The sequence below is a fragment of the Methylobacterium nigriterrae genome (assembly GCF_037106235.1).
In the GTDB taxonomy this organism is placed as follows: Bacteria; Pseudomonadota; Alphaproteobacteria; order Rhizobiales; family Beijerinckiaceae; genus Methylobacterium; species Methylobacterium nigriterrae.
In genome coordinates, this window is record NZ_JBAWTG010000001.1 from 286,706 (window position 1) to 303,408 (window position 16,703).

Annotated in this window: 15 protein-coding genes; 8 read left to right on the top strand and 7 right to left on the bottom strand. The window is 68.8% G+C overall.

Annotated elements, in window-relative coordinates:
- Nucleotides 1–199: 199 nt before the first annotated feature.
- From WDW90_RS01345 to WDW90_RS01375, 7 genes are all read right to left on the bottom strand, one after another.
- Nucleotides 200–1,159: an acyl-CoA desaturase gene (locus WDW90_RS01345; RefSeq protein WP_336485446.1), complete on the bottom strand. Its 960-nt coding sequence runs from the start codon at nucleotides 1,157–1,159 to the stop codon at nucleotides 200–202.
- Nucleotides 1,160–1,584: 425 nt separating this feature from the next.
- Nucleotides 1,585–2,898: an ATP-dependent protease ATPase subunit HslU gene (gene hslU, locus WDW90_RS01350; RefSeq protein WP_336485447.1), complete on the bottom strand. Its 1,314-nt coding sequence runs from the start codon at nucleotides 2,896–2,898 to the stop codon at nucleotides 1,585–1,587.
- Between the two features lie 411 nt (nucleotides 2,899–3,309).
- A complete protein-coding gene (locus WDW90_RS01355) occupies nucleotides 3,310–4,980 on the bottom strand; it encodes a methyl-accepting chemotaxis protein (RefSeq protein WP_336485448.1) in 1,671 nt (556 codons plus the stop codon).
- Nucleotides 4,981–5,060: 80 nt separating this feature from the next.
- Complete coding sequence (gene hslV / locus WDW90_RS01360; protein WP_336485508.1) at nucleotides 5,061–5,594, bottom strand: ATP-dependent protease subunit HslV; 534 nt, start codon at nucleotides 5,592–5,594, stop codon at nucleotides 5,061–5,063.
- Nucleotides 5,595–5,687: 93 nt separating this feature from the next.
- The gene (locus tag WDW90_RS01365) at nucleotides 5,688–6,806 is read right to left on the bottom strand and encodes an ATP-dependent DNA helicase (protein ID WP_336485449.1); all 1,119 of its coding nucleotides are present in this window, start codon (nucleotides 6,804–6,806) and stop codon (nucleotides 5,688–5,690) included.
- A complete protein-coding gene (gene hemF / locus WDW90_RS01370; RefSeq protein ID WP_336485450.1) occupies nucleotides 6,803–7,726 on the bottom strand; it encodes an oxygen-dependent coproporphyrinogen oxidase in 924 nt (307 codons plus the stop codon). The genes WDW90_RS01365 and hemF overlap by 4 nt, the downstream gene beginning before the upstream one ends.
- A gap of 49 nt (nucleotides 7,727–7,775) precedes the next feature.
- Complete coding sequence (locus tag WDW90_RS01375) at nucleotides 7,776–8,249, bottom strand: tRNA (cytidine(34)-2'-O)-methyltransferase (RefSeq protein WP_336485451.1); 474 nt, start codon at nucleotides 8,247–8,249, stop codon at nucleotides 7,776–7,778.
- Between the two features lie 101 nt (nucleotides 8,250–8,350).
- Between WDW90_RS01375 and WDW90_RS01380 the strand changes: the two genes are divergently transcribed.
- The 8 genes from WDW90_RS01380 (at nucleotide 8,351) to hisH (ending at nucleotide 16,689) form a co-directional block, all read left to right on the top strand.
- Nucleotides 8,351–10,234, top strand: a complete 1,884-nt coding sequence (locus WDW90_RS01380) for an ABC transporter ATP-binding protein (RefSeq protein ID WP_336485452.1) — start codon at nucleotides 8,351–8,353, stop codon at nucleotides 10,232–10,234.
- Nucleotides 10,235–10,816: 582 nt separating this feature from the next.
- Entirely contained in the window at nucleotides 10,817–11,392 is a 576-nt protein-coding gene (gene petA / locus WDW90_RS01385; protein WP_336485453.1) for a ubiquinol-cytochrome c reductase iron-sulfur subunit, read from the top strand.
- A gap of 24 nt (nucleotides 11,393–11,416) precedes the next feature.
- A complete protein-coding gene (locus tag WDW90_RS01390; protein WP_336485454.1) occupies nucleotides 11,417–12,703 on the top strand; it encodes a cytochrome b in 1,287 nt (428 codons plus the stop codon).
- Nucleotides 12,704–12,723: 20 nt separating this feature from the next.
- Nucleotides 12,724–13,623, top strand: a complete 900-nt coding sequence (locus tag WDW90_RS01395) for a cytochrome c1 (RefSeq protein WP_336485455.1) — start codon at nucleotides 12,724–12,726, stop codon at nucleotides 13,621–13,623.
- A gap of 217 nt (nucleotides 13,624–13,840) precedes the next feature.
- Complete coding sequence (locus WDW90_RS01400) at nucleotides 13,841–14,716, top strand: S-methyl-5'-thioadenosine phosphorylase (RefSeq protein WP_336485456.1); 876 nt, start codon at nucleotides 13,841–13,843, stop codon at nucleotides 14,714–14,716.
- A gap of 161 nt (nucleotides 14,717–14,877) precedes the next feature.
- Nucleotides 14,878–15,465: an imidazoleglycerol-phosphate dehydratase HisB gene (gene hisB / locus WDW90_RS01405; protein WP_336485457.1), complete on the top strand. Its 588-nt coding sequence runs from the start codon at nucleotides 14,878–14,880 to the stop codon at nucleotides 15,463–15,465.
- Between the two features lie 23 nt (nucleotides 15,466–15,488).
- On the top strand, nucleotides 15,489–15,971 hold the full coding sequence (locus WDW90_RS01410; RefSeq protein ID WP_336485458.1) for a DUF2628 domain-containing protein: 483 nt from the start codon (nucleotides 15,489–15,491) through the stop codon (nucleotides 15,969–15,971).
- A gap of 55 nt (nucleotides 15,972–16,026) precedes the next feature.
- On the top strand, nucleotides 16,027–16,689 hold the full coding sequence (hisH, locus tag WDW90_RS01415; protein ID WP_336485459.1) for an imidazole glycerol phosphate synthase subunit HisH: 663 nt from the start codon (nucleotides 16,027–16,029) through the stop codon (nucleotides 16,687–16,689).
- Nucleotides 16,690–16,703 lie beyond the last annotated feature (14 nt).

Consider the following 16,703-nt stretch of genomic DNA (forward strand, 5'->3'; position numbering starts at 1 on the left):
TCCCGTGCGGGAGAGGTCGAGTCCGCGTCAGCGGACCGGGTGAGGGGCGCGACGCATCCGGATACGGCTTGCCCCTCACCCCAACCCTCTCCCGCACGGGAGAGGGGGCGCGTCGCGGATCAGGGCCCGTGCCGGTCGGGCCGGGCGGGACGATTCGCGAACGAACAGGCCCGCACGGGGTGGCCGGCCCGCGCCCTCGTCACGATCCCCTCAGCAAGGCGAGCCGCGCCGGTGGCACGCGGATCACGTCCGTGACCAGCCCCAGCCGCTCGAGCCCGGTGATGAGCCCGCCGCTGACGTCGATCTCGCGCCGCGTCAGGCCGTGGAAGGCCGAGCGGGGAAAGCGGTGATGATTGTTGTGCCAGCCGTCGCCGAAGGTCAGCAGCGCCAGGGCGAGGTTGTTCTTGCTGTTGTTGCTCTGGGCGAAGTTCTCGTAGCCGTGGCTGTGGCCGATCGAGTTCACCGCCCAGGTGGCGTGGTGGAACAGGAAGGTGCGGAAGCAGCCGGCGAAGAGCAGGCAGCCCCAGGCACGGTCCGCCCCGCCGAGGACGTAGCCGTAGAGCCACGGGAACACGAGCGTCATGGCGACCCAGAACCAGTGGCTGCGGTGGAAGAACATCACCAGCGGGTCGCGCAGCAGGTCGTGCCCGTAGACGGCGTAGTCCGAGACCGCGTCGTCCCAGAGCCAGCCCATATGGGCGTGGAAGAGGCCGCGCCAGCCCGCGATCCGCGTGCAGTGCGAATCGACGTGCGGGCTGTGCAGGTCGCCGCAATCGTCGGTCGCGGCGTGGTGGCGGCGGTGGTCCGCGACCCAGCGCAGGAGCGAGCCCTGCATCGACATCGTCCCGGCCGCCCCGAGCGCGAAGGCGAGCCACGGCTTCGGCCGGAGGCTCCGGTGCGAGAAGGTGCGGTGAAGGCCGATGCTGACGCCGAAGCCGATCACCGCGTAGCCGATCAGGAAGGCGGTGAGCTCGATCCAGGTCAGGGCGTGGTGCAGGAACCAGAACGGGCAGATCACGGTGCCGAGGGTCGGCACGGCGACGAGCACGGCGTTCTCGACGGCCTTGCGCAGCGCCTGCGGCCCGCCGTGGATCACCCCGACCGCGCGCGGGGCCGCGTCCTCCGGGGCAAGCGGCGCGGCGAGGGGCGAAGCGGTCACGGGTCACTCTCCGGGAGGGCGTCCGAGGCGGGCCCGGTCGCGGAGCGCCGAGCCTCGGGCGCGGCCGAGTATCGAGGCGTACTGAGCCCGAACACAACCCCTTTCGGCCGGGCCCGGCCTCGTCGGAGGCCGGCCGTGGCATCCGGGCCGCGCAAAGGCGCCGGTTCGGGCTTGGCGGTTCACGGAGGCCGCCGGTGCAGGGCTCGGGGAGCGTCTCACCCGGACGCGGGTCCCCTCTCCCGTGCGGGAGAGGGACAGGGTGAGGGGTCAGGTCTTTCCGGAAACGGCGAACCCCTCACCCGGTCCGCGTTCCGCGGACTCGACCTCTCCCGCACGGGAGAGGTGGGGCGGATCCGGAACCGACCTTCGTGACGCACCGAGGACGATGCGCGGACGGATGAGCCCGCTCGGGGCGCCGCGGGTCCCTACAGGATGAACCGGCTGAGATCCGCGTTCGCCGCGAGGCTCTCGACCCGGTCCCGGACATAGGCCGCGTCGATCGAGACGGTCTCGCCCGAGCGGTCGGTCGCCGTGAAGGAGATCTCGTCGATGACGCGCTCCAGCACCGTCTGCAGCCGGCGCGCGCCGATATTCTCGACCGAGGCGTTCACCTCGACGGCGACGCGGGCGAGCGCGTCCACGGCGTCGTCCGAGAAGGCGAGGGTGACGCCCTCCGTCTCCATCAGCGCGACCGTCTGCTTGAGGAGGCTCGCCTCGGTCGAGGTCAGGATCTGCTTGAAGTCCTCGACGGTGAGCGGGTTCAGCTCGACCCGGATCGGCAGGCGGCCCTGCAGCTCGGGCAGGAGGTCGGCGGGCTTCGAGACGTGGAAGGCGCCGGAGGCGATGAACAGCACGTGGTCGGTCTTCACCGGCCCGTGCTTGGTCGCGACCGTCGTGCCCTCGATCAGCGGCAGCAGGTCGCGCTGCACGCCCTCGCGGGAGACGTCGGCCGAGGAGCGGCCCTCGCGGGCGCAGATCTTGTCGATCTCGTCGAGGAAGACGATGCCGTTGTCCTCGACCTCGCGGATCGCCTCCTGGATCAGGGCGTCGCCGTCGACGAGCTTGTCGGATTCCTCGGCGAGAAGCGGCGCGTAGGCGTCCCGCACGGTGATGCGGCGCGGCTTGCCCTTGCCGCCCCCGAAGGCCTTGCCCAGCATGTCGCCGAGGTTGATCGCGCCCATCGAGGCGCCGGGCACGCCCGGGATCTCGAACATCGGCAAGCCGGCGGGGGCACCGCCCGAGAGCTCGATCTCGACCTCCTTGTCGTCGAGCTCGCTGTTGCGGAGCTTCCGCCGGAAGCTGTCCCGCGTCGCCTGGCCGGCGGTCGGGCCGACGAGCGCGTCGAGGATGCGGTTCTCGGCCGCCGCCTCGGCCTTCGCCTTGACGGCCCGGCGCTTCTCCTCGCGGGTCAGGCCGATCGCCACCTCGACGAGGTCGCGCACGATCTGCTCGACGTCGCGCCCGACATAGCCGACCTCGGTGAATTTCGTGGCCTCGACCTTGAGGAAGGGCGCCCCGGCGAGCCGCGCGAGCCTCCGCGCGATCTCGGTCTTGCCGCAGCCGGTCGGGCCGATCATCAGGATGTTCTTGGGCGCCACCTCCTCGCGCAAGGGGCCCTGCAGCTGCTGGCGGCGCCAGCGGTTGCGCAGCGCGATCGCGACGGCGCGCTTGGCATCGTGCTGGCCCACGATGAAGCGGTCGAGCTCGGAGACGATCTCGCGGGGGGAAAAGGTGGTCATCGTGCTCCCGGCTGGATTCTGGCCCTGCGGACAGCCCCGGAATGGTGTCGCGGCGTGCCCGACGCAAGAGGCACGACGCAAGAGACGCACGGCAAGAGACGCACGGTAGGAGGCGCGACGCGTTCCGCCGCGCGGACGGAGGCGGCCCGGCGGGCCCGACGGCCTGGGCGCGATCGGAACAATCCCGAAACGGCCGATGGCCGCCAAGTCGACCGGAATGTCATGGTTTGTTCCGAAACGAGAGCCCCGGCGCGGGGCGCGCCGGGGCTCTCCATCTCAGGTTGTGATCAGAAAGGTGTCAAACGACCCCGTACGAGGTCCGGGCGGTCGCTCCGCGACGCGGGTCTCGGCCTCGCTCAGGCGCCGCGGGCTCTCCGGGAGCGCCTCCGCTCCGACCGGGCGGAGGCCGTGTCAGGCCGCCCGCACACCGCTGACGAAGCCGCCGACCTCGCGGCCGAGCTCCGTCGATTGGCGGGCGAGCTCGCCCGCCGCCGAGAGGACCTGCGAGGCGCCGGCGCCGGCCTGGAGGGCGGCGCGCTGCACCTCCGCCATGGTCTCGGTCACGGCCTGGGTGCCGCGGGCGGCGTCGTTGACGCTGCGGGCGATCTCCTGGGTGGCGACCTGCTGCTCCTCGACCGCGGCGGCGACGCCCAGCGCGATCTGGTGCACAGTCCCGATCGTCTCGCTGATCTCCTCGATGGCGCCCACCGTCTCGCGGGTGGCCTCCTGGATCGTGGCGATCTGCTGGGTGATCTCGTCGGTCGCCTTGGCGGTCTGGCTGGCGAGCTCCTTCACCTCGCTGGCGACGACCGCGAAGCCGCGGCCCGCCTCGCCGGCGCGGGCCGCCTCGATGGTCGCGTTGAGCGCGAGCAGGTTGGTCTGGCCCGCGATGTTCGAGATGAGGGCCACGACCTCGCCGATGCTGGAGGCGCTGCGGGCGAGCGACTGCACCCGCTCGTTGGTGCGGCGGGCGCTCTCGACGGCGCCCGCGGCGGCCTGGGAGGTCTGCGAGACCTGGGCGCCGATCTCGTTGGCGGTCGCGGCGAGCTCCTCCGTGGCGGTCGCGACCGCCTGGACGTTCATCGAGGTCTCGTTGGCGGCCGACATCACGGCGCTCGACTGCCGGTTCGTCTGCTCGGCATTGGCCGCCATGGTGCGGGCCGTCTGCTCCATCTCGGAGGCCGCCCCCGACAGGTTCTGCACGAGGGTGCCGACGCTGCCCTGGAAGCGGTCGGCGAGCGCCCCCATCTCGGCCCGCTTGCGGGTCCCGGCCTCGGCGCTGGCGTGCTCCTGGCTGCGGCGCAGCTCGGCCGCCTCCCGCATCGAGGCGGCGAAGACCTGCATGCTCTGCCAGATCGCCCCGATCTCGTCGCGGCCCGGCGTCACGGCGGGAAGGTCGTGGTGGCCCTCGGCGAGGCGCCGGATCGCGGCCGAGACGGCGCCGAGCGGCCGGGCGATCTGGCGATGGCCGACGAGGGCGCCGATCAGCACGCAGGCGAGCGCACCCCCGAGGGCGAGCGCCAGCAGGAGCGCCTGGCGCTCCGCGTAGAGGACATCGGTCGCCCGGTCGATGGCCTCGACCTCGTCGCGGCCGCGCTGCACGAGGCCGTCCACGCTGTCCTGGAAGGCCTTGCGGTTCGCCCGGTTCGCGTCGTTGAAGCCGAGCTCGGCGGCAGCCTTTGGCGAGACCTCGACGCCGCGGCGGGCGAGATCGGTGCGCAGGGCCGTGAAGGCGGCGGCGTCCTTCTTGACCTGCTCGAAGAGCGGCCGCTCGGCGGGGCCGACGAGGGGCTCCCACTCCTTGAGGAGGGCGTCTATCGCCGCGAGGCCCTTGATCAGGCCGGCCGCGTACTTCTTGGCGTCCTGGGTGTCGGCGGCGGCGTAGATGCCCCGCGATTCCACCACGACGTCGGTGACGAGGCGGTTCAGGTTGGCGCCGTTGAGCGCGCGCGTCGAGGCGAGCTTCGTCTCGGTGATCGCGCCGTTGAAGGTGTGCAGCGTGCTGATGCTGATGCCGGCCACGAGGAGCGTGACGGCGCTGCACGCGCCGATGAAGCCGAGGATCTTCGTTCTGATCTGCATCTTTGCAACCCAAGCGCGAACTGCCTGGCGCGACCCTGCAAGATGATGCTCAAAACGAGGTTAACGTGAGCGAAAAAGGTTCACGCCTGCGTCTCCAGCGCCTCGATCACGAGATTCCCGTTCGTGTAGACGCAGATCTCCGCCGCGATCCCCATCGCCCTCCGGACGATCGCCTCGGCATCGAGGCTCCCATCCTCCAGCGCTCGCGCGGCCGCCAGCGCGAAATTTCCGCCCGATCCGATGGCCATCACGCCGCCCTCGGGTTCCAGCACGTCGCCCGATCCCGACAGGAGCAGGCTGACGTCCCTGTCGGCCACCAGCATCATGGCCTCGAGGCGCCGCAGATACCGGTCGGTGCGCCAGTCCTTCGTCAGCTCCACGCAGGCGCGCGTCAGCTGCCCCGGATACTGCTCGAGCTTCGCCTCGAGCCGCTCGAACAGCGTGAAGGCGTCGGCGGTCGCCCCCGCGAAGCCGCCGATCACCGCGCCCTTGGCGAGGCGGCGCACCTTGCGGGCATTGCCCTTCACGATTGTCTGCCCGAGGCTCACCTGCCCGTCGCCGCCGATGACGACGCGGCCGCCTTTCCGAACCATGAGGATCGTGGTCGCGTGCATCGAGGGCATCCCGCCCGCTTCGTCCTTGGCCAAGACATGTCTCCGGCGTGTCCCTGAGAGCCCGTACGCCCTCAGGTAGGGATCCGAGCGCGCCTACACCACCACCGTGATCGCCTGAGCGGCCCGGGTCAGGCCGGTGTAGAGCCAGCGGGCGCGGTGCTCGCGGAAGGCGAAGGATTCATCGAAGAGCACCACACGGTCCCATTGCGAGCCCTGCGCCTTGTGGACCGTCAGCGCGTAGCCGTAGGTGAACTCGTCGGTCTCGCGGCGCAGGAAGGCGGGAATCTCGTCCTCGGATCCTTCCAAGACGGCGCGCAGCACCTTGATGTCGGTCGGCCGGCGACGGAGCGCCGGATCGTCCTCCGGCACCACGTCGAGGCGGATCGTGTCGGGGCGAGGCGGGGCGCGCAGGGCGTGCACGGTCCAGGTCGAGCCGTTGAGGAGGCCCTTGGTCCGATCATTGCGCAGGCAGACGAGCTTCTCGCCGACCGACGGCATGGGGTCTGTGCGGCCGGCAAGCTCCCGGATGCGGTTGTTGTAGAGCCGGCGTGTCCGGTTCATCCCGACCAGGACCTGATCCGAGTCCAGCACCATCGCGGGGTCGAGGGCGCGACGCGCGATGACGCGGCTCTCGCCATGCTCGCCGAGGGTGAGACGCCCGCCCTCGCGGATCGTCATCGCCATGCGGACGATCGGGTCGTCGGCGGCCTGGCGATGCACTTCGGTCAACATCACGTCGGGCTCGCCTTCGGTGAAGAAGCCGCCGCCACGCACCGGCGGCAGCTGGGCCGGATCGCCGAGCACCAGCACCGGCTTGTCGAAGGACAAGAGGTCATTGCCGAGGTCCGAATCCACCATCGAGCACTCGTCGATGATGATGAGCTCGGCCTTCGCGGCGGGCCCGGAGCGGTTGAGCGTGAAGGCGGGGCCGCCTTCCTCCGTTTCCTTCGTGCGGTAGATCAGACTGTGAATCGTCGCGGCGTCGTGGCAGCCCTTCTGGCGCATCACGGAAGCCGCCTTGCCGGTGAAGGCGCCGAACACGACCGCGCCGTCGACATCGTCCGCGATGCGCCGCGCGAGCGTGGTCTTGCCGGTGCCGGCATAGCCGAACAGGCGGAAGACCTGGGCGCCGCCCCCTCTGCGCCACGCGCTGATCGCCTTCAGCGCCGCGTCCTGCTGGGGCGCGAACTTGGCCGGCAGCGCCCCCGTCACGGCCAGCGGACGGTGGGCGGCAGGGACGACAGGATCGACGCGACGTTGCCCCCGGTCTTCAGGCCGAAGATGGTGCCGCGGTCGTAGAGAAGGTTGAACTCGACATAGCGCCCGCGGCGCACCTGCTGCTCGAGCCGGTCCGCCTCGGTCCAGGGCGTCCCGACATTGGCTCTGACGATGTCCGGGTAGGCGGCCAGCAGGGCTCCGCCGACGTCGCGCGTGAATGCGAGGTCTGCCTGCGGATCGCCGGTCCAGTGATAGTCGTAGAAGATGCCGCCGATGCCGCGGGGCTCGTCGCGGTGGCTCAGATGGAAATACTCGTCGCACCACGCCTTGTAGCGCGCGTAATCCGCCGCCGGCGCGTGCGCCTCGCAGGCCCCGCGCAGGGCCGCGTGGAAGGCCCGCGAATCCGGGTCGTCCTGCGTCCGCCGCCGGTCGAGCACAGGCGTCAGGTCGGCGCCGCCGCCGAACCACGCCTTGGTGGTGACGACGAGACGCGTGTTCATGTGCACGGTCGGCACGTTCGGGTTCCACGGATGCGCGATCAGCGAGACGCCGGTGGCGAAGAAGCGCGGATCTTCGGCCGCGCCGGGCATCTGGGCACGGAATTCCGGCGCGAACTCGCCATGCACCGTGGAGACGTGGACGCCGGCCTTCTCGAAGACACGGCCTTTGATCATCGCCATGACGCCGCCGCCGCCAGGCGCACCGGAATGGTCGGTGCGCTGCCAGGGCGTCTTCACGAAACGGCCGGCCCCGGCCGCTGCATCCGGATGGAACGGACCGGTGGCTTCGTCCTCCAAGGCCTCGAAGGCCGCCACGATCCGGTCCCGCAGGGTCGCGAACCAGGCCGCGGCCTCGCTCTTGAGAGCCGCGAGGTCGCCGTCGGCGGGGAGGGGAGCGGGGTGCGGGTTCGCCATACGGAAGGCTTTCCCACCGGCCGGCGGACACGTCAATTCAGAGCGGCCATCATGAGGCCGCGATGACTGACAGGCTGCCAGTCTGCCGCAGAGCCTCGCCCACGATCATGGCGGCCGCGACCGCGACATTGAGCGAGCGCAGGCCCGCCCGGATCGGCACCACGACACGGGCATCCGCCGCCCCGTGTACCTTCTCCGGCACGCCGGCCGATTCGCGCCCCATCAGGATGCAATCGCCGGGCCGGAAGGCGAAATCCGTGTAGGGAAGGGCGCCGGCGGTCGTCGCAAGCACCAGCCGGCTGCCGGTTTCGCGCCGCCAAGCCTCGAATGCCGTCCACGAGCGGTGACGGCCGATCGCTGCGTGGTCGAGATAGTCGAGGCCCGAGCGGCGCAGGTGCCGGTCGGAGACGTCGAAACCCGCCGGCTCTATGATCTCGACCGCAATGCCGAGGCAGGCCGCCATCCGCAGCATCGTGCCGGTGTTCTGCGGGATATCGGGTTGGTAGAGGGCGAGGCGGAGCATCGGCGCGCATGTCGACGTCGGGCCTGCGGCATCGCCTCCGGGTTGGCGTCGGGTCAAGGCCGCTTACATCTTCGTCTCAAGCCGAACACCCGGAATCCATCATGTTCCTCGACTGGCTCGAGCGCCGTATCGACCCGTTCGCGCCCTTCGACGAAGGACGCATGCCGCCCAAGTCCGTTCTGGGCTTCGCCGGATTCTACCTGCGCCCGATCCGCGCCGCATTGCTCGTACTCCTGGTGATCTCGATCGTGGCCGGCTCGATCGAGGCCTCCCTCTACCTCCTGATGCGCTGGTTCATCGACCTGATGAACACCTCCGACCGGGCAAGCGTCCTGCAGGAGCACGGCGCATCCATCGCCCTCGCGATCCTGCTCGTGCTCGTCGTGCGTCCGGTCTCGATCTGGCTGCACGAGGCGCTCTCCAATCAGCTCGTCGTGCCGCAATCGACGAACCAGATCCGCTGGCGCACGCACCTCTACACGCTCGGGCACTCGCTCTCCTACTTCCAGGCCGATTTTGCCGGTCGGCTCGCCAATCGCGTCGTGCAGGTCGGCCCGGCCGTGCGCGAGCTTGCCGTCGTCTTCATCGACACGCTGCTCTACGTGGCGATCTACGCGGTGACGGCGATCGCCTTGTTCGGCTCGATCTCGCCCTGGCTGGCTCTGCCCGTCGTCGCATGGGTTGTCGCCTACACCGCCCTGACGCGCTGGTTCGTGCCGCGCGCACGCACGCGTTCGCACGCCACCGCCGAAACCCGCTCGACCCTGATCGGCCGGATCGTCGACAGCTACACCAACATCCTCACCGTCAAACTGTTCGCCCGCGACCGCGAGGAGCGCGCGGCCGTGCGCGAGGCGGTCGACGTTCACACCCGCGCCTACCTGCACCAGTTCCGCCTCGTGACCTTCACGACGGCGCTGCTGGGGGTTCTGAACAGCCTCCTCATCCTCGCCACCAGCGGCGCATGCTTCCTGCTCTGGCAGCGGAACGCGATGACGACGGGCGAGGCGGCGGCCGGCCTCGCCCTGGTGCTGCGGCTCATGGCGATGTCCGGCTGGGTCATGCAGACCGTGCGCGGCGTATTCGAGAACGTCGGTGTGATCCAGGAGAGCATGCAGACGATCTCGCGGCCGCACGCGATCGTGGACGCGCCGGGTGCCGCCACGCTCGCGGTCGCGGGCGGCGGAATCGTTTTCGAGCAGGCGAGCTTCCATTATGGGCGCGGCGACGCAAACGTGATCGAGGCGTTCAACCTGACGATCCGGCCCGGCGAGAAGGTCGGTCTCGTCGGCGTCAGCGGCGCGGGTAAGACCACGATCACGGCCCTGCTCCTGCGTCTCCACGACCTGGAGGGAGGCCGAATCCTGATCGATGGGCAGGACATCGCGCGGGTCACGCAGGATTCCCTGCGCAGCTCGATCGCGGTCGTGACGCAGGACACCTCGCTGCTGCACCGCTCGATCCGCGACAACATCGCGTATGGTCGGCCCGAGGCGAGCGAAGCCGAGATCGAGCGGGCAGCCCGGCTCGCGCACGCCGATGGCTTCATCGGCGATCTCGTCGACCACAAGGGCCGGCGCGGCTACGATGCGCAGGTGGGCGAGCGAGGCGTCAAACTCTCCGGCGGCCAGCGGCAGCGCATCGCGATCGCCCGCGTCATCCTGAAGGACGCGCCGATCCTGATCCTCGACGAGGCGACCTCGGCGCTCGACAGCGAGGTGGAGGCGGCAATCCAGGATTCTCTCGACACACTGATGGTGGGCAAGACCGTGCTCGCCATCGCCCATCGCCTCTCCACCATCGCGGCCCTCAATCGTCTCATCGTTATCGACGAGGGCCGGATCGTGGAGGAGGGCAGCCATGCCGAGTTGGTCCGCGCGGGCGGCCTCTATGCCCGCCTCTGGATGCGGCAATCGGGCGGCTTCCTCGGCGACAAGGTCCGGAACGATGCACCGGACCGGATTTCGGACACGGTCGCCCCATAGGCAACACGCAGGCCTTCGTTGCCGTGGCCGGCGCTGCCGAGAACCCTGCTCGGGCTGTTCCTCGATCTCGCTGACCCGAAGAACGCGCGGGCTCAACCCTTCGCGATCGGATCCTGAGCCTTGCCGCCCTGTTTCGCCGGTCGCAGAAGGCGTGCAATCCGTGCCGCTCGGCACGCTGCGAGGCCGGCAGGACACACGGCTGCCGATGCTGATTGCTCCGGCGGGCTCCAGGCCATCGGCGTCCCGGTCGGCGCCGGGCTCGCCTGGGGCCAGGGCTGCTCGACTGCGGGATTTGGTCTGGATTCTGCGCGGAGTTGTTCGTCGTCGCCACCATGGTCGCGGCCTGATGGCGCCGGCTGGCGACCCTCGGCGCGGCGGTGGCGCGGGCGAGACAATCACCGCCTTTGTGCAAGGCCGTGGCATACCTCAGCTTGACTTCGGGCGACGCGCGGTCGCATTGCACACCTTAGAACGATAATGCTTCGCTCCTCCGCGAGCTGGCATTCCTTCGACTGCCTGTGGGGTCTCGACGCGGCTACCGGCGTGCGGGATCCGATGTCCGCATGCTTGGAGTTTTGAGCCTTGGCGAACACCGTGGCCACCGGCGATGCCGCCCCGCACGGGGTTGAAGGCACCCGCCGCGATTTTCTCTTTCTCGCCACCGGTGCGGGTCTCGCAGTCGGCGTCGGCGCCGTCGCTTGGCCGTTCGTCGCCTCGATGGCGCCGGACGCCGCCACGATCGCGGCCGGCGCCCCGATCGAGGTCGATCTGTCGCCGATTCAAGAAGGCCAGATCATCAACGTGTTCTGGCGCGGCAAGCTGATCTTCGTTCGCAACCGGTCTGAGAAGGAGATCAAGGAAGCCCAGGACGTCAAGATGTCCGAGCTGATCGACCCGCAGCCCGATTCCGCGCGCGTCAAGGAAGGCCACGCCAAATGGCTCGTCGTCTACGGTAACTGCACGCACCTCGGCTGCGTGCCGATCGGCCACCAGGGCCAGTACGAGGGGTGGTCCTGCCCCTGCCACGGCTCGCTCTACGACACGTCCGGCCGCGTCCGCCGCGGTCCCGCCCCGACGAACCTGCCCGTGCCCCCTTACGCCTTCCAGTCGGACACGAAGATCCGCATCGGCGAAGAGGGCGGCAAGGCCGCGGCCTGATCACGCGAGAAGTGGGTTAGCCTCATGAGTGCACACGCCACAACCTATGTGCCCAAGAGCCGCTTCGCGAAGTGGTTCGAAGCGCGCCTTCCGATCGTCGGGCTCGTTCATTCCTCATTCGTGGCCTTCCCGGTGCCGCGCAACCTGAACTACTTCTGGACCTTCGGCGCGATCCTGGTTGCGATGCTTGGCGCCCAGATCGTCACCGGCGTCTGGCTCGCCATGCACTATGATCCCTCGGCGGGGAACGCCTTCAACTCCGTCGAGCACATCATGCGCGACGTCAATTACGGCTGGCTGCTGCGCTACGCTCACGCGAATGGCGCCTCGATGTTCTTCGTGGCCGTCTACATCCACATCTTCCGCAATCTCTATTACGGGTCGTACAAGGCACCCCGAGAGGTGCTCTACATCCTCGGGGTCGTCATCTACTTGCTGATGATGGCGACCGCCTTCCTCGGCTACACGCTGCCGTGGGGCCAGATGAGCTTCTGGGGCGCCACCGTCATCACCAACATCCTGGCGGCGATCCCAGTGGTCGGCGACACGATCCAGAGCCTGCTCTGGGGCGGCTACTCGGTCGGCAACCCGACCATCAACCGCTTCTTCTCGCTTCACTATCTCCTGCCCTTCATGATCGCGGGCGTCGTCGTGCTGCACGTCTGGGCTCTGCACGTCACGGGTCAGAACAACCCGACCGGGATCCCCATCAAGACCGGCAAGGACGCGGTTCCCTTCACGCCCTACGCCACCATCAAGGACGTGTTCGCCACCGTGGTGTTCATGATCCTGTTCGCGTGGTTCATCTTCTATCAGCCGAACTACCTCGGCCACGCGGACAACTACGTCCCGGCCAACCCCGCCGTGACCCCGGCGCATATCGTGCCCGAATGGTACTTCCTGCCGTTCTACGCGATCCTGCGCGCTGTGCCGGACAAGCTCGGCGGCGTCATCCTGATGTTCGGCGCGGTGCTGATCCTGGCCTTCGCGCCCTGGCTCGACACCTCACGGGTGCGCTCCTGCAACTACCGGCCGATCTACCGCCAGTTCTTCTGGATCTTTCTGATCGTCTGCGTGGTGCTCGGCTGGCTCGGCGCCAAGCCCCCGGAGGGCGGCTACGTCCTCGCGGCCCGCATCTGCACCGCCTACTATTTTGCCCACTTCCTCATCGTCATGCCGCTCGTCGGCCTATTCGAGACACCGAAGGCGCTGCCAGGTTCGATCCTGGAGAGCGTCACGGGACCGGGTAAGCAGGTGAGCGGGTCGGGGATGCCCACCGGTGCCGCGGCGTCGCCGACGACCAAGGGTTGAGGACAAGGGTCTCGAGAGCCATGACAGTCACACGCGTCCTCGCCGCGTCCCTCATCGCGGCCCTTCTCGGCACGTCGGCGGCCTCCGCCCAGGAGGAGCACGGCCCGCCGCAGCCGCCGCGGGAGAAGTGGAGCTTTGCCGGAGTCTTCGGCAAGTTCGACCAAGCCCAGCTCCAGCGCGGCTTTCAGGTCTACAAGGAAGTCTGCTCGAGCTGCCACAGCATGAAGCTTGTGGCCTTCCGCAACCTCGCCGAGCCCGGTGGGCCCGATTACTCGGCCGGCCAGGTCAAGGCGCTCGCCGCCACCTATCAGGTGAAGGACGGTCCGAACGACGCAGGCGAGATGTTCGATCGCCCGGCACGCGCGGCCGATACCTTCCCGCCCCCCTTCCCGAACGATCAGGCGGCTGCGGCCGCCAACGGCGGCAAGGCGCCTCCGGACTTCTCGGTGCTCGCCAAGGCTCGTACGTTCGAGCGCGGCTTTCCCTGGTTCGTCTTCGATGCTCTGCCATTCTTGGGATATTCGGAGCAGGGCGTCGACTACATCCACGCATTGCTGAACGGCTATGAAGATCCGCCAGAAGGTAAGGAAGTTCCGGCCGGAACTTACTACAACAAATATTATCCGGGTCATCTGATCGCGATGCCGAAGCCGATCAGCGACGGGCAGGTGACCTATGCCAAGAACGACCAGGGCGAGCCCGTCGTGCCCGAGACGGTCGACCAGTACGCGAAGGACGTCGCGGCTTTCATGGCCTGGGCGGCCGAGCCGCATCTCGAGGCGCGCAAGGCCCTCGGCTTCCGGGTGATTCTGTTCCTGATTCTGCTCTCGGCCCTCCTGTACTACGTCAAGAAGCGCGTCTGGGCGGATGTCGGCGGTGAGGTTCACGGGTTGCAGCCCGAACTGCACAAGACCCATTGAGCATGTCGCCTCGAACGGCAAGGACGGGTCCCGGTGGGGCCCGTTTTGCATTTCAGGTGGCCGGACAAAACATGCTAGGCCTTTCTCGTCATTCAAGATGATGCGCGCTCTCATGGCGAAGTTGGCAGGACCGGAACGAGGCCCGTTCGAGCCGCCTCGTCCGCCCCTCGCATGAGCGGGTGATGACCTCGCCACGATCGAGAACAGGAATATCGGCATGACGGCAGCGGTGCTCGGCGTGATCGGCGGGTCGGGGGTCTACGACCTGCCGGGGCTGGAAGAGATCCGGGAAGAACGCATCGACTCCCCCTGGGGCGAGCCGTCGGACACGCTTCGCATCGGTCGGATTGGCGAGACGAAGGTCGTGTTCCTCGCTCGCCACGGCCGCGGCCACCGGCTCTCGCCCTCGGGCATCAACTACCGCGCCAACATCGACGTGCTGAAGCGCGCGGGCGTCACCGATCTCGTGGCGCTCTCCGCGTGCGGGTCCTTCCGCAATGAATTGCATCCCGGACTGTTCGTCCTCGTCGACCAGTTCGTCGACCGGACGCATGGCCGCGCCTCTTCCTTCTTCGGCAATGGCTGCGTTGCCCACGTGGCCTTCGCCCATCCGGTCGGGCCGGGTCTGCAGAAGCGGATCGCGGCCGCGGCCGAGGCCGAGGACATCCTGGTCCATCGCGGCGGCACCTACGTCTGCATGGAGGGTCCGCAATTCTCGACGCTCGCCGAGTCGAAGAGCTACAAGGCGCAGGGATTCGACGTGATCGGCATGACAAACATGCCGGAGGCCAAGCTCGCCCGCGAAGCCGAGATCACCTACGCGACCATCGCCATGGTTACCGATTTCGACTGCTGGCATCCGGGCCACGACGCCGTCGACGTCGCTGCGGTGATCGCCGTCGCGCGCGCGAATGCCGACCGGGCCGCGCGCCTGGTGGCACGCCTCGCCCGCGACTTCCCGCGCGAACGGGAGGCCTGCCCGGCCGGCTCGGACCGGGCGCTCGACGGCGCCATCCTGACCGCGCCGGCGCATCGCGACCCAGGTCTCGTCGCCAAGCTCGACGCGGTGGCCGGGCGCATGCTGCGCAGCTGAGCCGCGCCCGGCGGCACGAGTTTCGGCTCCGTGCCAAGATTGGCCGTCGTGGTCTTGATTTCACGTCCTTTTCCGCCGCGAAACGTGTGACACGTGGCGCATTGATGCATAGAAGGCAGGTCCGCCGCCCGATCGGGCGGCCAAGCGAAGCGACGAGAGCGATGCGCGCTGCGAGCATTAGCCGCCGGACGGCGGAGACCGACGTCAACGTCTCGATCGATCTCGATGGGACCGGCAAGGCATCGGTGGCCACGGGCGTTGGCTTTCTCGATCACATGCTGGAGTTGTTCGCGCGGCACGGCCTCTTCGACTTCGAGGTCAAGGTTGACGGCGACCTGCATGTGGATCAGCACCACACCGCCGAGGATGCCGGCATCGCTCTTGGGCAAGCTTTCGCCAAAGCGCTCGGCGACAAGCGTGGTATCGCGCGCTACGCCGACCTCCACCTGCCCATGGACGAGGCCCTGACGCGCGTTGCCGTCGACATCTCCGGCAGGCCGTTTCTGGTCTTCCGCACGCAGTTCCGGGTCGAGAAGATCGGGCAGTTCGACACGGAACTCGTGCGCGAGTGGTTCCAGGCCTTCACGATGAATGCCGGCGTCACGCTTCACGTCGAGACGCTCTACGGCGACAACGCCCACCATGTCGCCGAGAGCTGCTTCAAGGGGCTGGCACGCGCGTTGCGCAGGGCCGTGAGCATCGACCCGCGGGAAGACGGACGCGTGCCCTCGACCAAGGGCTCCCTGTAACGGAAGCGCGAAGGACGGCCACGATGCGCAGCTACACGCTCCACTTGCCGCGGGACGCCCGTCCGGGCGAGGCCTACGAACTCGACCGGGCGCAGCTCGTGCCGGACGGTTTCTCCTGGGCGGCCTTCGCCTTCACGGTGCTGTGGTTCCTCTATCACCGGCTCTGGTTGGCGACTCTCGGCGTGCTCGTCGGCCTGATTGCCGTCGCCGTTGCCGGACGCCTTCTCGGCTTGTCACCCTTCATGGGCTTCCTGGTCACGCTGCTTGTCTCCGTCCTGATCGGCCTCGAAGCGTCGAGCCTGCGCCGCTGGACGCTTGCCCGCGGCGGCCGCCCCGTGCGCGACGCCGTGGTGGCGCGTGACGCCGCCGAGGCCGAAGCCAAGGCCATGGCCCGCTGGCTCGGCCCGACGCCGCCGCCGCGCGCTCCCGTGGCCTTCGCCGGTGCCTCGACGCGCCCGGGCGAGCCGGTTATCGGGCTGTTCCCGTTCAGTGAGGGCCGGCGGTGATCCGGCGCATATGCGCGGTCGGCGAAGGTCCGCGCAGGAGAAGGACAGGACGGCGTTGACCCAGGAAACGGTCGCGATCATCGATTACGGATCCGGCAACCTGCATTCGGCGGCCAAAGCCTTCGAGCGGGCGGCACGGGAGGCCGGGCTCGATGGCACGCGCATCGTCGTGACGAACGAGCCGGAGGCGGTGCGCGCGGCCGACCGCGTGGTGCTGCCCGGGGTCGGCGCCTACGCGGATTGCCGGCGCGGCCTCGATTCGGTGCCAGGGATGGTCCAGGCCATGGCCGAGGCGGCGAAGGGGAGAGGGCGGCCGTTCCTCGGCATCTGCGTTGGGATGCAGCTCCTGGCGACCCGCGGCCTCGAATACGAGGTGACCAGTGGGCTCGACTGGATCCCTGGCGATGTCGGCCCGATCCAGCCGGCTGACCCGGCGCTGAAGGTCCCGCATATGGGGTGGAACACCCTTCAGGCCGATCGACCCCACGCGCTTCTCGACGGCATTCCGATCGGGGAAAGCGGCCTTCACGCCTACTTCGTGCACAGCTATGCGCTGAACGCCGACGACACCGCGGATGTGGTGGCCCACAGTGACTACGGTGGGCCTGTCACGGCGATCGTCGGGCGCGGCAACATCGCGGGCACGCAGTTCCATCCCGAGAAGAGCCAGCGCCTCGGCTTGGCGCTGATCGCCAATTTCCTTCGCTGGAAGCCCTGAGCCTCCGCCGTCTG

What these genes read in the sequence shown, in the direction of transcription:
- WDW90_RS01355 (WP_336485448.1), bottom strand. Translation starts at nt 4,980, where the DNA reads ATGCAGATCAGAACGAAGATCCTCGGCTTCATCGGCGCGTGCAGCGCC.
- hslV (WP_336485508.1), bottom strand. Translation starts at nt 5,594, where the DNA reads ATGCACGCGACCACGATCCTCATGGTTCGGAAAGGCGGCCGCGTCGTC.
- WDW90_RS01375 (WP_336485451.1), bottom strand. Translation starts at nt 8,249, where the DNA reads ATGCTCCGCCTCGCCCTCTACCAACCCGATATCCCGCAGAACACCGGC.
- hslU (WP_336485447.1), bottom strand. Translation starts at nt 2,898, where the DNA reads ATGACCACCTTTTCCCCCCGCGAGATCGTCTCCGAGCTCGACCGCTTC.
- WDW90_RS01390 (WP_336485454.1), top strand. Translation starts at nt 11,417, where the DNA reads ATGAGTGCACACGCCACAACCTATGTGCCCAAGAGCCGCTTCGCGAAG.
- WDW90_RS01410 (WP_336485458.1), top strand. Translation starts at nt 15,489, where the DNA reads ATGCGCAGCTACACGCTCCACTTGCCGCGGGACGCCCGTCCGGGCGAG.
- hemF (WP_336485450.1), bottom strand. Translation starts at nt 7,726, where the DNA reads ATGGCGAACCCGCACCCCGCTCCCCTCCCCGCCGACGGCGACCTCGCG.
- hisB (WP_336485457.1), top strand. Translation starts at nt 14,878, where the DNA reads ATGCGCGCTGCGAGCATTAGCCGCCGGACGGCGGAGACCGACGTCAAC.
- WDW90_RS01395 (WP_336485455.1), top strand. Translation starts at nt 12,724, where the DNA reads ATGACAGTCACACGCGTCCTCGCCGCGTCCCTCATCGCGGCCCTTCTC.
- WDW90_RS01400 (WP_336485456.1), top strand. Translation starts at nt 13,841, where the DNA reads ATGACGGCAGCGGTGCTCGGCGTGATCGGCGGGTCGGGGGTCTACGAC.
- WDW90_RS01380 (WP_336485452.1), top strand. Translation starts at nt 8,351, where the DNA reads ATGTTCCTCGACTGGCTCGAGCGCCGTATCGACCCGTTCGCGCCCTTC.